Source organism: Hylemonella gracilis (assembly GCF_004328645.1).
Lineage (GTDB): Bacteria > Pseudomonadota > Gammaproteobacteria > Burkholderiales > Burkholderiaceae_C > Hylemonella > Hylemonella gracilis_B.
Map to the genome: position 1 here is coordinate 3,475,322 of NZ_CP031395.1, position 13,002 is coordinate 3,488,323.

Here is a 13,002-nt window from a genome sequence, read left to right on the forward strand (position 1 = left end):
TTCAGGCGAGCAGCGCCTCTTCCAACTGGTCGAGCGAGGCGGTCCAGCCCCCGGTCATGCCGGAACGCGCATTGACGAAGGTCTGAATCTCGACCTCGCTGGCTTCCAGAGGTGCCCACTCGATGGTCACGCGGGTCTCGTTCGACCATTCTTCCGAGAAGGTCACTGTCGTGAGCATGGTCTCGGGCCAGGTCGGCGCCATGGGATGCCGCGCGACCTTGCCCTGTTCATCGGTGAATTGCTGTTCGTAGACGATGCGGGCTTGCGCTGCATGGACCTCAGACATGATCGGGGCGAGACCTCGCGATAGGTCGCGCGGCCATGCATGGTCCCATGCTCACCCTTCATCGTGGAATACAGGCTCTTGCCCGGCGCAATTTCACCGCGTATCGTCATGCTCGCGCCCTTCGGGGCCATCCACTTCGCAAGGTGCTGGGGATTGCTCCACATCTCGAAAACGCGAGTAATGGGTGCGTTGAACGAGCGATTGATGAAAAAGACCTGCTTGCCACGCCCACCTTGCCCATCGACAGGATGTTCGGCCAGGTACTCGGCCAGCCGGTCCCAGGTCGAGTTGCCGCCCGCCTGCCTGATGAACTGCCGCGTCTGTTCGGCAGCCTCGGCCGTGGCCAACGCCATCGTCATCTCCATCTGCGTCTTGCCCTGCACTTCGGCGAAGGTGACCGTGACACGAAACAGAGCCGGCGCGTTCTCGTCACTCGCGCCGTGGTCGTAGACCATCTTCACGAGGGGTTCGATTTCGAGGTAACGCGTGTAGTTAGGCCAATCCTTGCCCTCAGGCCCGTGCATGGTGTAGCGCCAGTAACCGCCAACACGGAAGTCCTTATGGTGCGTGGTCAGCGTGAAGCCCCGTGGCCCCCACCATTTCGCCACATGCTGGGGGTCGGTCCAGGCCTCCCAGACCAGCTTCACGGGCGCATCGTAAACACGAACGATGCGGATTTCATTGGCTTTTGCCTGCATGGCGTTTTCCTTTTCCTTTGGGCTTGGGTTTCGGGATTGGTCTCGGCTTGTCGAGTTCGGTCAGCGGCACTTGTTGCGACGCCTGCAGCTCGTTCAGGTAATCGCCGAGGCGGTCCAGACTGGCCTCCCACATGCGGCGGTATTCCTCGATCCAGTCCGTGGCCTCCCTCAAGGGCTGCGGATTGAGGGAGCAAGTGCGCCATTGCGCGGCGCGGGTCTTGCGCACCAGGCCGGCGCGCTCCAGCACCTTGAGGTGCTTGGTGACGGCGGGCAGGCTCATGGCGTCCATGAAGGGCAGCGCGAGGTCGGAGACATTCGCGTCCCCGTGCGCGAGCTGCGCCAGGATGGCGCGTCGCGTCGGGTCGGCAAGCGCGGCGAAGGTCTGACTGAGTCCGTCGGGCATGGGCATTGAACCTGGATTATTTAACCTTTTAGATAATTTACCATTAGGTTAAATAAAAACCGGGAAAACGTCAAGCCCCCTCCCCGATCGCCCCCTTTCGATGTCTTTTCGCCCTCTGCACGCCACCCGACAAGTAAAGCGGGATCGTGTGCAATGGCACGGGCGGGGATTCGGCGCAGCTATGATTCCGGCTTATGTCCCGCAAGCCCACCAAAGGTTATTACGTCAAAGGCCAGTTCGTCGCGGAAGGCAGCGAGCTGGATCTGGAACTCAAGCGCGAACTCAAGGGCGATGTCGATGTCAGCAGGACCGACCTCAAGCGCGAAAGCACGGAGCTGCAGAAACTCGGCGAGGCGCTGCTCACGCTGCGCGCCGACCTGCTGAACCGGCTCGATCTGCCCGACAAGCTGCTGGACGCGCTGACCGAACTGCAGCGCATCACGAATTTCGAGGGCCGGCGCCGCCAGAGTCAATTCGTCGGCAAGCTCATGCGCCAGCTCCCCCCTGCGACCCTGGATGCCGCCCGCGCTGCACTGGCCGAGCAGCACCTGCCCTCCGCCCAGGAAACCGCCCTGCTGCACACCGCTGAGCAATGGCGTGACCAGCTCATCGCCGATGACACTGCGCTGGCGCGGTGGATGGTCGATTTCCCCGGCACCGATAGCCAACAGTTGCGCGCCCTGGTACGCCAGGCCCGCAAGGACGCCGTGCCCTCGGACAAGGCCGCGGTCTCGCAGGGCAAGGCCCCGCGTCAGGGCCGGGCCTACCGCGAACTGTTCCAGCTGCTGCGCGCGCAATTGGCGGGTACGGCAGACGAGAGCGACGCCTTCATGGATGAGGCCCACGACGATGAGTGAGACAACCTCGCCCACGAGCAGCCCTGGCAGTGCCGACGCGGTGCGGATCGGCATCGTCTCCGTCAGTGACCGCGCCTCCACCGGCGTCTACGAAGACCAGGGTCTGCCCGCGCTGCGCGACTGGCTCACGCGCGCGCTGAAGAACCCCATCACCTTCAAGTCGCGCCTGATTCCCGACGACGAAGCGCAGATCAGCGCGGCCTTGATCGAGCTGGTGGACGCGGGCTGTTCGCTGGTGCTCACCACCGGCGGAACCGGCCCCTCCCCGCGCGACGTCACGCCCGAGGCCACGCTCGCCGTAGCTCAGAAGACCCTGCCGGGCTTTGGCGAACAGATGCGCCAGATCAGCCTGCGCTTCGTGCCCACGGCCATCCTCTCGCGCCAAGTCGCCGTGATCAGGGGCAACAGCCTGATCATCAACCTGCCCGGTCAACCGAAGGCCATCCAGGAAACATTGGAAGGATTGAAGGACGCCGACGGCAAATCGATCGTGCCTGGCATCTTCGCCGCCGTGCCCTACTGCGTGGACCTGATCGGCGGCCCCTACCTGGAAACCCGGGACGAGGTCTGCAAGTCTTTCCGACCCAAATCGGCCATCCGCCCCCAGGTCTGAACGCGGCGCAGTACACCGCGCCCACCCCGGCCGGGGATCCTCCCGTCAGCGCGAGGATGGGCCCCGTGGCACCAGTTGTCCCGCCTGGGTCAGCAAATGCTGACGAAAGACCTCGGCAATCGGCGACAGTCGCTTGCCCTTGAGATAAACGATGTGCCACTGCGAGGCGAGGGGAAAACCCGCCCCGCGCTGTACTTCGGCATGTCGCTGGGCGTGACCTTCCCGCTCAACATCCTGGCTGGCATCCCGCTCTACGCCTGGCTGGCACAATCGGCATTGAACTGAAGCGGCGGGCCTGGACGCTGGCCCGCCACCCGCGTCCCACCTGTCTGTCCGATCTTGCCGCTCTCCCATCTTCTGCTTGCCCTCGCCGTGGTCGCGGTCTGGGGCACCAACTTCGTCGTCATCAAGGTCGGTCTGGGTGAAATGCCCCCGCTGCTGTTCGCGACGCTGCGCTTCGCCCTGAGCTCCTTGCCGCTGCTGTTGTTCGTTCGGCGCCCCGCCGTGGCGTGGCGGTACCTGATCGGGTACGGCCTGTTCATGGGCCTGCAGTTCGCCCTGCTTTTCCTTGCCATGCGACACGACATCTCGCCGGGTCTGGCCTCCCTGCTGATGCAGTCCCAAGTATTCATGACGCTGCTTCTGGTGGCCGTGCTTCAGCACGAGCGCATGGCCTTGCCCCAGCTGGCGGCGCTGGCCATCGCGACCCTGGGTTTCATGCTGATCGGTTGGCAGAGTTTTGATCAGAGCCACGCGGACGTGACGCCCCTCGGCCTGACGCTCGCGCTCGGGGAGCGTTGTCCTGGGCCTGTGCCAACCTGATCTCGCGCAGCATCGGCAAGGTGGACATGCTGGGCTTCGTGGTGTGGAGCAGTCTCTTCGCCATGCCGCCGCTGCTACTTTGTGCCTTGTGGTTTGAAGGCCCGGCGCAGATCGCCGCCACGCTGCCCCACATCAGCCTGGGCGCCTGGGGCGCCGTGCTCTGGCAGGCCGCGGGCAACACCCTGTTCGGCTTCGGCGCCTGGGGCTGGCTACTGGCGCGCCACCCGGCCGCCACCATCACGCCCATGGCCCTGCTGATCCCCATCTTCGGCATGGGCGCGTCCAGCCTGTTGCTGGGCGAGGCAATGCAGAACTGGAAACTGGCGGCGACCGCGCTGGTGATCGGCGGGCTGGCGCTGAATGTGCTGGCGGCCCGACTGCCACGCAAGGGGTGATGCAGGACCCAGTGGCGGCCCACCGTTGCTTCATCGCCTGAGCACTTGGGGTAAAGACTGCGCTCATGTCCACCGCCAGCATGGTTGGATCATCGGGATTCAAAGGGAACGCACAAGGACGCCACCCCGCGTCCTCGGGCTACGCCAACAGCGCTGGCTTGCAGTTGCTGCAGACCATCACGGCAGCTAACAGCAACACAGACGCACCGCTGCCTTACTTGCCCACCAACTGACTCAGCTTCTCGCGCTCGAAGCATTCCTCACGCGCGGCATCGTCAGGCACGCAATCCCGCGCTTTCTGTCCAGCCGACACCTTCTCGATCGCCTGCCAGAGCAGCGCGATCTGATGATCCTGCCCGGCCGCGTTGTCAATCAGGCCGCGCAAGGCCTGGGACAGCGGATCGTCGCTCTGTGTGACGCCATAAGCCGAGAAGCCCATGCGCGCGGCGGCCTCTTCGCGTTGCGCCTCACCCTGCGCCTCGATGATGCGCGCCGGGTTGCCCACGGCCGTGGCCCCGGCGGGCACGGGTTTGGTCACCACGGCCAGTGACCCGATGCGCGCGCCCGCGCCGACCGTGAAGCCGCCCAGCACACAGGCATTGGCACCAACAATCACGCCGGTCTCCAGCGTCGGATGGCGCTTGGCGCCCTTGACCAGCGAGGTACCGCCCAGGGTCACGCCCTGGTAGATCGTGCAACCGTCACCGATCTCGGCCATTTCGCCAATCACCACGCCCATGCCGTGGTCGATGAAGACGCGCTGGCCGATCTTGGCGCCCGGGTGGATCTCGATGCCCGTGAGCCAGCGACTGCAGTGGGAAATGAAACGCCCAAGCCACTTGAAACCGTGGGTCCAGCAGGCATGCGCCCAGCGGTGGAACATCAGCGCATGCAGGCCCGGGTAGCAGGTCAGCACCTCCCAAGCGCTGCGCGCGGCGGGGTCACGCTCGAGGATGCACTGGATGTCGGAACGCAGGCGGGCGAACATGAGTAATTCTTCTCTGCTGATGCGGGGGAGGAATTATCCCTTGGCCCGGGCGGCGGTTTCGAGCATGGCCTTGGCGACACCTCTGAGAATATGGACTTCCTCCTGTGTCAGTTGCGCGCGATTGAACAAGGCATTCAGGCGCGGCATCAACTTCTTGGGCGCGGCCGGATCGAGAAAATCGACCGCCACCAGAGCCTGCTCCAGATGGTTCAGCAGACCGGCAAGCTGGGGGGCATCGGCCAACACGGGCGGCGCGGTGGCAGGTGCGATCTCGAAGCCGCCAAACCGGGCCGAGAGCGCCTGCCGCCATTCATAGGCGATCACCTGCAGCGCGGCCGCCAGATTGAGCGAGCCGAATCGCGGATGGGTCGGGATGCTCAGGCAGACATGGGCACGGTACACGTCCTCGTTTTTCATGCCGTAGCGTTCCGAGCCAAAAAGGAAGGCGATGCCCTGGCTCTCATCCAGGGGTGCCGCAGCCACGAACTGCGCGAAATGCTCGCGCGGCGCGCGGGTGGGCGGGCCGAAATCGCGCGGTGTCATGGCCGTGGCGCAGAGGTGGGTCATGCCGTCCAGCGCCTCGTCCAGGGTCTCGACGATACGGGCCCGGTCCAGCACGTCGTTGGCGCCGCTGGCGCGCTCGATCGTTTCCTGGCGCCGCAGCACATTGGCCCAGCGCGGGCGCACCAGCACCAGTTCGTCGAAGCCCATGGTCTTGATGGCCCGTGCGGCCGCGCCCACATTGCCCGCGTGGCTGGGTTCGATGAGGATGAAGCGAGTTCGGAAAGGCACTGTCATGGCACCGATTGTCGCTGGCTCGGAATGACTGGAACAGGCGTTTCAGGGTGGGGGGTCGCCACGCCCGGCTCCCGCTCAGGCAGCGTGCCAGCATGCCACTGGTTGTGCGCCAACATTCTTGCTGAGCGCAAACCGTAGCCCCGGCCCCAGGGACACGGCTTGCGCTTACCAGGAACACCGGCCAAGCACGCAAGAGGCTGGCAAAGTAGAATAGCGCCCCTCACGGGTTTGCATCGCCAAGCCCCCCCGGCCCCGCCGCCCGCTCCTCCAAACAATCCATGTCGTCCACCCTGCACCCCATGCTCAACGTGGCCATCAAGGCCGCACGCGCCGCTGGCGCCATCATCAACCGCGCCGCGCTGGACGTGGAATCCGTGCGGGTTTCGCAGAAGCAGGTCAACGACTTCGTGACCGAGGTGGACCACGCGAGCGAGGAAGCCATCATCGAAACCCTGCTGACCGCCTACCCCGGTCATGCGATCTGGGGCGAAGAGACGGGCCGCACGCGTGGCGCACAAGATTCGGATTTCGTCTGGATCATCGACCCCCTGGACGGCACCACCAACTTCATCCACGGCTTCCCGGTCTATTGCGTCAGCATCGCGCTGGCCGTCAAGGGCAAGATCGAGCAGGCCGTGGTCTACGACCCCACGCGCAACGACCTGTTCACCGCCACCAAGGGGCGTGGCGCCTTCCTGAATGATCGGCGCATGCGCGTGAGCAAGCGCACGGAACTCGACCAGAGCCTCATCGCCACCGGCTTTCCCTTCCGCAAGGGCGACGACTTCCCCAGCTACCTCGCGATGATGAGCGACATCATGCAGCGCTGCGCCGGTCTGCGCCGACCGGGCGCGGCGGCGCTGGACCTGGCCTACCTGGCTGCGGGCCGCACTGACGGCTTCTTCGAAACCGGTCTGTCACCCTGGGACGTGGCTGCGGGCTCGCTGCTCGTCACCGAAGCGGGCGGCCTGGTGGGCAATTTCACCGGCGAACCAGATTTTCTGGAACACAAGGAATGCCTGGCCGCCAACCCGCGCATCTACGGCCAGATGGTGCCGTTGCTCAACAAGTACAGCAAGTTCGCGGGCGTCGAGGAAAAAGCGCTGGCACGCCAGAACGCCGATAAGCTCAAGCTCACCCGTCCGGCAGCCTGAAATCCTGGGGCGTCTCCAGACGCCGCCGTTGCGACGACACAGACGGTCAGAACCTCAGTGGATTGGCGCCGTCAATGCCTTCGTCGGCGCCCGGTGGTGCAGACCAGGACGTTGCGATGTGTAGCCACGCGCATGAGATTCGTGCGCCATGGCTGAGACTGTGTTGCCGAAGGGCGGCTGCGCCATTGCCCCATCGGGACCCTGCTGTTCCAGGACCTGTCCATCTGTCTTGAAGATTGCCGCCGATTCCACCAATTCCCGGGCCTGACTCTTGAGGCTGCTGGCCGCCGCAGCCATTTCCTCGACCAGGGCCGCGTTCTGCTGCGTCACATGGTCCATCTGCTGCACCGCCTCCCCGATCTGGGCCATTCCCTGGCTCTGCTCCGTGCTGGCAGCGCTGATGTCGCCCATGAGGTCCGTCACCCGGCGGATGCTGGTGACCACCTCCTGCATGGTGCTGCCCGCCCGGTCCACCAAGGCGGCCCCGGTTTCGACCCGGTTCACGCTGTCGGAGATCAAGGCCTTGATTTCCTTGGCCGCATCGGCACTGCGGCCCGCCAGGGAGCGCACCTCGCTGGCCACCACCGCGAAGCCCCGGCCCTGCTCGCCCGCGCGCGCGGCTTCGACCGCCGCGTTCAGCGCCAGGATATTCGTCTGGAAGGCGATGCCGTCGATCACGCTGATGATGTCGGCGATCTTTTTGCTCGCTTCGCTGATGCCCTTCATGGTTTCCACCACCTGCGACACCACCTCACCCCCCTGCACCGCGACGGACGACGCACTCTGCGCAAGCTGATTGGCCTGGCGGGAGTTGTCGGCGTTCTGCGTGACGGTGGAGGACAGCTCTTCCATCGATGCCGCAGTTTCCTCCAGGGAACTGGCTTGGCTCTCGGTGCGCGCGCTCAGATTCTGGTTTCCCTCGGCAATTTCAGCGCTGGCCAGCGAGACCTTTTCGCTGCCGTCTCGGACACGCAGCACGATATTCGCCAGATTGCGCTGCATGACGTCCAGTGACCGCAGAACCCGGGCGACTTCATTCTGCCCCTGAGCATGAACCTCCCGAGTCAGGTCTCCCTGGGCCACGGCCTCTGACAAGGTAACGGCCTGATTCAAGGCGCGCGCGATGCTGCGAATCAGCATGATGCCAAACAACCAGGCGAACCCGATGCCCAGAACGATGACGGCAATGGCGGTCGTGAAAATGGTCTGGTAGCGCGCGATTGCCGATTCATACTCTTGCTTCGCCACGTCCAATTGGATATCGATCAATTGCTGGGACAGCAGATTGGCCTGCTCGTACAGCGGCAAGACCTTGTCCTTCAACAGGGACTCCAGTTGCGGAAAGTCACCCGCGCGCATCGCGGCGATGGAAGGTCGCAAGCCCTCGCCGACGTAACGCCCACGCACTTCGGCGAAACGTTTGGCAACTTGAGCCTCTTCCTCGGTCAGCATACTCGCCATGTATTGCTGCCAGTTCTTCGTGATTGTCGCGATGTTGGATTCGATGGCCGATGAATTGACGCGAACGCTCTCCGAATCCTGAGACAACAAGGTCATGAGCGCGAGCGTACGGTTGCGTTGCATCAAGGCATCGATGCGCGCCAACTGGGAAGCCGGTACGGTGCGATCTTCGTAAACCGTCTTGAGCCCGTCACTGGTTCGATTCAGACCGTACAGTCCGACGCCCCCCGTCAGCGCCAGCAGCGCGGAGAGCACACCCAGCAGAATCAGCAGCCGCGTCGAGATCCTGATGTTATTCATGATCATCCTCCCTGAAATTGGCCTCCTATCGTGATCGGGAGGGCAACAACGAGCGATTGCAACGCACGCCAGGGCGCTTGTCAATGCGCCTCAATCTCTATGCAAGCGCGTCGAGCGCCACCTCATCCGAACCGCAGGCGATCCACCGCTCCAACTCATCCAAGGGCAGGGGCCGGGAAAAAAGATACCCCTGGAAGGCATCGCACTGACCGTCAAGCAGGAACTGCAGTTGCCCCTGGTTTTCGACTCCTTCGGCGATCACCTGAAGGCCCAGATTGTGGGCCAGGCCGATGATGGCGGAACCGATGGTCGCACTGTTTGCATTGTCCGGCAGGTCGCTCACGAAGGACTTGTCGATCTTCAGGCGGTCCAGGGGCAGGCGCTGCAGGTAGCACAGCGATGAATAGCCGGTGCCGAAATCATCAAGCGAGAAGCCGATGCCATAACTCTTGAGCGCCGCCATCTTCTCGATCACGCCTTCGACGTCAAGCAGGAACATGCTTTCGGTCAGTTCCAGCTTGAGTCGACTCGGTGAGGCGCCTGTGCGATGCACGGTTTCGATGACTTTGATCACGAAGTCGGGCTGACTCAGCTGGCGCGCACTGATGTTCACCGCGGCAAAGAGACCCGCGGTTGACGGATGGGCCGACCAAGCCACAAGTTGGCGGCAAGTCTGCTCCAGCACCCAGTCGCCCAGCGGCAGGATCAGACCGCACTGCTCGGCCACGGGAATGAAGCGGGCGGGCGACACCATGCCCATGTCAGGATGGTCCCAACGCACCAGGGATTCGACGCCGATGATGCGGCGCTCCCGATCCAGGATGGGCTGGTAATGCAGCAAGAGCTCACAACGCTCCAGCGCTTGGTGCAGATCGGACTGCAGTTGCGCGTTCGCGCTGGTCTGCGCCTGCATCTCGGGCTCGAAGAAGCTCAGGGTGTTGCGTCCCGAGGCCTTGGCCTCGTACATGGCCATGTCGGCCTGCTTGAGCAAGTCGTCCAGCTTGCTGGCACCGCCCGTGAACAGGGTGATGCCCAGGCTGGGCGTGCTGTAGATCTGGCGATCCGCCAAGTGGTAGGGATTGGACAATCGCTGCAGCAGATTGCGCCCCAAGGTCTCGGCGTTGCGTCGGGCTTCGCCCAGATTGCTGCCCAGGGACTCCATCAGCACCACGAATTCGTCGCCCCCCAACCGTGCCACCATGTCCTGGGCACGCACGATCTGACGCAGGCGCGCCGAGACGCAGACCAGCAGTTGGTCACCCAGGTCGTGTCCCAGGGTGTCGTTGAGGCTCTTGAAGTTGTCCAAGTCGAGGAAAACGATCGCACCAACCTGACCACGCTCCTCGCTGGCCACGAGGCTGCGATCGAGCCGCTCGTGCAGCAGGCGCCGGTTGGGCAGGCCCGTGAGGCTGTCGTAGAAAGCCAGGCGCTCGATTTCCGTTTCGTGCTGCTTGCGCGCGCTGATGTCCATGCGCGTGCCCAGCAGGTACGCAGGTTTCCCCTTGGCATCGCGCTGGATCACGCGGCCCAGGCACTGCACCCAGACCCATCCGCCGTCCTTGCGGCGCAGGCGGTACTCGGCCTCGAACTTGGACACCTTGCCTTCCAGGTGCAGGGCGAGCTGCTGATGGAAAGAGGGCGCGTCATCGGGATGGAGGTCAGCCCGCCAATCATTCGCGCGCGCCTCGAGTTCTCCACGCCGGTAGCCCTGAATGGCGGCCGAGCGTCCATCGACCAGCATGCGGTCGTCCGGAATGGAGAGCTCCCATAGACCCAGGAAGGACCCCTCGAGCGCCAACTCCATGCGCTGTGCATGTTCGACGCGTTCGCGGTCCTGCGCATGCACCAGGTCCTCCCAGCGCGCGCGCCGGATCTGGGACAGGCGCAACATGCCTCCGGCCACCACGACCAGCACCGCCATGCCCACGGCATAGACCACGGCCAGGCGGCGCCACGCCGCGTCGAGAGGGTCCAGTTCGCGGCTCAAGGTGAGAACCAGGGGACGGTCGAGCGTCAACTCGCTGGAACCCACGGTCCGCTGCACCAGCAGGCGACGCGGCCCGCTGGCGCCATCGAGGATGCGCACCCCGGGCACGGGGCCCGCGCGCAACTCGGACCCGGGCGCATCCAGCCGCCAGAGCCGCGCCGCGCGCGCGGCCTGGGCGTCGCTGGCGAACAGGGCCAGCAAGGACCCATCGGCCATGCTCAGGGAACTCCAGGCGTCGTCGGTCTCCAAGGCCATGCGCTGCAGCATGTTGAAGTAGTCGGCGCCCAGTTCAGCCATGATGAAGTGCCGGATTTCGCCCCGGCCGTTGATGACCGGCAGGGTCAGGCGCAGCGTGGCTCCGTCGCCCGTCGGGTCCGGCAAGGCGAGCGTGTACACCATCTCGGCATCCTTCATGTCGCCGAGGCCGCGCAGGTAGTCCGCGTCGACGATCCACGGTCCGGAGCGGCGACCCCCGCTTTGCAGAATGCGGCCGTCGCGGTCGATGATCGCTGCGCGGCGCACGCCGGACACCAGGGAACGGAAGGCGTCGAGCAGTGCCGCGCTGCCCGCGCGGTCACCCGATTCCCAGGCTTCCCGGATCTGGAACAGCGTCACGCGGGCGCTCTGAAGACGGCGCAGCAATCCGCCCTCAATGGCATGGGCCTGCCCCACCAAGCGTTCGGACGCGACGGAACGCACCAGATTGCGCTCGCTGACCACCGAATAGACGCAGAGCGTGAAACTGAGCACGGCCAACAGCCCGGCCACGAACCATTCGATGCGGCTTCTGTTTCTGCCCGCGTTGGAACGGGGCATGCGCTCTTGCACGTAGTTCATGCGGGCACGCCCCCCGTAGTCAAGTTGCCAGTGCATCGGTCGCTGAACGGACGGACGCACCCGCCGCGCGCGGCGGCGTATCGTCCCCCCCCTCCCTGTCTGTCATGGGGTTGTTGCGCCGAGTCTAGGTTTGCATCTCCCACAGGGGAAATGAAGAATTGGCATGCAGAACATGCCGGGCTGGAATGCGAGTGCAGGACTTTCATTTGAGGTCCCCCACCAATTCCGGAAAGACGTGCACCGCCCGAGCCACGGCGACCCAGGCGCGAGCGGTCGGCGAAAGGCGTGCCGCCCGGGCCCAGGCCACGGTATAGGTCCACTGGGGTTCGAAACCCTCCAGGGGCAAGGCGACCACCATCGGATGCAAGCGGTTGAGCGCCAGGGCCCGAGGCAGGAAACCGATGCCGATGTTCTCGGCCACCAGTTCGTGGATCAGGCCAACCTGCGAAGTCTTGATCGCCACCGGCGCCAGGATGCCCGCCTGGGCCAGGGCGCCGACCACCATTTCATTCAGCTGACATTTCTCCTCGAACAGCACAAGCTGCTGATCTCTCAGGTCGCCGATGCCGAGGCCGAGGCCGAGGCCAAGGCGCGCACGCAAGGCCAAGGGATTCTCGCGCGACAGCAGCACGAAGACCGGCTCGCGCTGCAACTCCAGCACTTCGAGACCCGGGTCGCGTGGCGACACCAGTCCGGCCAGATCCAGATCGCCCTTGAGCAGGCGCCGCACGATCTGGCTTTCCGCCTCGACGGTGATGGATATCTCCACGTCGGGATGGCGACGTCGGAACTCTGCCAGCGCGCGGCCAAAAAAGGTGCTGGTCTCCATGCGCGAAAAACCCAGCTTGAGCGTGACATGTGGATTGCCCGCCAGGGCATGCAGTTCGTCGGCCAGCAGCTCGCGCTGGGCCAGCATCACCTGGGCGCGACGGTAGACGATCTCCCCGACACGGGTCAGCTCGATGCCGCGGCGATGACGCCGCAGCAGGGGCTTGCCCACCTCGTTCTCGAGCTGGCTGATGGCCTTGCTGACCGTCGATTGCGTCGCGTGGATGACTTCGGCCGCGCGTGTGAATCCTCCGTGCCGTACCACTTCCGCAAAAACACGCAGGTGGCGGAATTCAAAGTTGGGCCGCCTTGGAAAGCCGATGGAATTCATTGCCGGTACCGATGTGCAAATGGGTTTCTCAACCTTCACGGACCGCGGCGTCCCGGCCGCAACCGTCTGAAATCTGCCAATGCATCGGACTCGGATCGGCGGGCGCATGCACAGAGCATGTGACGCGCCGTGACGCCCCTTGCCTACTTTGAAGCAGGAGCGCGCCGAGTCTAGATTTGCCCGCTGGGGATGAGAAGTGAAAAGTTCGAATGCTTTCAATTCCAATTTGGAATAGGAGTAAGAG

The 13,002-nt window shown here is 64.4% G+C and carries 12 protein-coding genes and 1 pseudogene; 5 read left to right on the top strand and 8 right to left on the bottom strand.

Going from position 1 to position 13,002, the window contains the following annotated elements:
* Position 1 precedes the first annotated feature (1 nt).
* From DW355_RS17905 to DW355_RS16160, 3 genes are read right to left on the bottom strand one after another with little or no spacing between them, the layout of a single operon-like run.
* Complete coding sequence (locus tag DW355_RS17905) at positions 2-202, bottom strand: SRPBCC domain-containing protein (RefSeq protein WP_431733184.1); 201 nt, start codon at positions 200-202, stop codon at positions 2-4.
* Positions 163-984 carry an SRPBCC domain-containing protein gene (locus DW355_RS16155; RefSeq protein ID WP_207388032.1) on the bottom strand — a complete coding sequence of 274 codons (822 nt, stop codon included), beginning with the start codon at positions 982-984 and terminating at the stop codon, positions 163-165. Before DW355_RS16155 ends, DW355_RS17905 begins: the two co-directional genes overlap by 40 nt.
* Positions 965-1,387, bottom strand: coding sequence for an ArsR/SmtB family transcription factor (locus DW355_RS16160; protein ID WP_131281627.1), 423 nt, complete (start codon positions 1,385-1,387; stop codon positions 965-967). Before DW355_RS16160 ends, DW355_RS16155 begins: the two co-directional genes overlap by 20 nt.
* Positions 1,388-1,581: 194 nt before the next feature.
* On the opposite strand from DW355_RS16160, the gene yjgA reads away from it, so the two are divergent.
* From yjgA to DW355_RS16185, 4 genes and pseudogenes are all read left to right on the top strand, one after another.
* Positions 1,582-2,244 (top strand): ribosome biogenesis factor YjgA, encoded by a 663-nt coding sequence (yjgA, locus tag DW355_RS16165; protein WP_131281629.1) that lies wholly within the window; start codon positions 1,582-1,584, stop codon positions 2,242-2,244.
* Positions 2,237-2,857: a molybdopterin adenylyltransferase gene (gene mog, locus DW355_RS16170; RefSeq protein ID WP_131281631.1), complete on the top strand. Its 621-nt coding sequence runs from the start codon at positions 2,237-2,239 to the stop codon at positions 2,855-2,857. Before yjgA ends, mog begins: the two co-directional genes overlap by 8 nt.
* Before the next feature lie 96 nt (positions 2,858-2,953).
* Positions 2,954-3,142 carry a sodium-dependent bicarbonate transport family permease gene (locus DW355_RS18570; protein WP_431733185.1) on the top strand — a complete coding sequence of 63 codons (189 nt, stop codon included), beginning with the start codon at positions 2,954-2,956 and terminating at the stop codon, positions 3,140-3,142.
* 54 nt (positions 3,143-3,196) lie between these two features.
* Positions 3,197-4,074 (top strand): annotated as a pseudogene (locus DW355_RS16185) (EamA family transporter).
* A 214-nt stretch (positions 4,075-4,288) separates the two neighbouring features.
* Here the strand turns inward: DW355_RS16185 and cysE are convergent.
* Together cysE and DW355_RS16195 are read right to left on the bottom strand one after the other, a co-directional pair.
* A complete protein-coding gene (cysE, locus tag DW355_RS16190; RefSeq protein WP_131281633.1) occupies positions 4,289-5,062 on the bottom strand; it encodes a serine O-acetyltransferase in 774 nt (257 codons plus the stop codon).
* Between the two features lie 33 nt (positions 5,063-5,095).
* Positions 5,096-5,860 carry an RNA methyltransferase gene (locus DW355_RS16195; protein WP_131281635.1) on the bottom strand — a complete coding sequence of 255 codons (765 nt, stop codon included), beginning with the start codon at positions 5,858-5,860 and terminating at the stop codon, positions 5,096-5,098.
* A 278-nt stretch (positions 5,861-6,138) separates the two neighbouring features.
* Between DW355_RS16195 and DW355_RS16200 the strand changes: the two genes are divergently transcribed.
* The gene (locus tag DW355_RS16200) at positions 6,139-7,014 is read left to right on the top strand and encodes an inositol monophosphatase family protein (protein WP_131281637.1); all 876 of its coding nucleotides are present in this window, start codon (positions 6,139-6,141) and stop codon (positions 7,012-7,014) included.
* A gap of 54 nt (positions 7,015-7,068) precedes the next feature.
* Here DW355_RS16200 and DW355_RS16205 read toward each other — a convergent pair whose 3' ends face one another.
* The 3 genes from DW355_RS16205 to DW355_RS16215 all read right to left on the bottom strand — a co-directional run bounded on the left by DW355_RS16205 (position 7,069) and on the right by DW355_RS16215 (position 12,758).
* The gene (locus tag DW355_RS16205; RefSeq protein WP_131281639.1) at positions 7,069-8,775 is read right to left on the bottom strand and encodes a methyl-accepting chemotaxis protein; all 1,707 of its coding nucleotides are present in this window, start codon (positions 8,773-8,775) and stop codon (positions 7,069-7,071) included.
* A 97-nt stretch (positions 8,776-8,872) separates the two neighbouring features.
* Entirely contained in the window at positions 8,873-11,635 is a 2,763-nt protein-coding gene (locus DW355_RS16210) for a bifunctional diguanylate cyclase/phosphodiesterase (RefSeq protein ID WP_131281641.1), read from the bottom strand.
* Between the two features lie 166 nt (positions 11,636-11,801).
* Positions 11,802-12,758: a LysR family transcriptional regulator gene (locus DW355_RS16215; RefSeq protein WP_165493214.1), complete on the bottom strand. Its 957-nt coding sequence runs from the start codon at positions 12,756-12,758 to the stop codon at positions 11,802-11,804.
* Positions 12,759-13,002 lie beyond the last annotated feature (244 nt).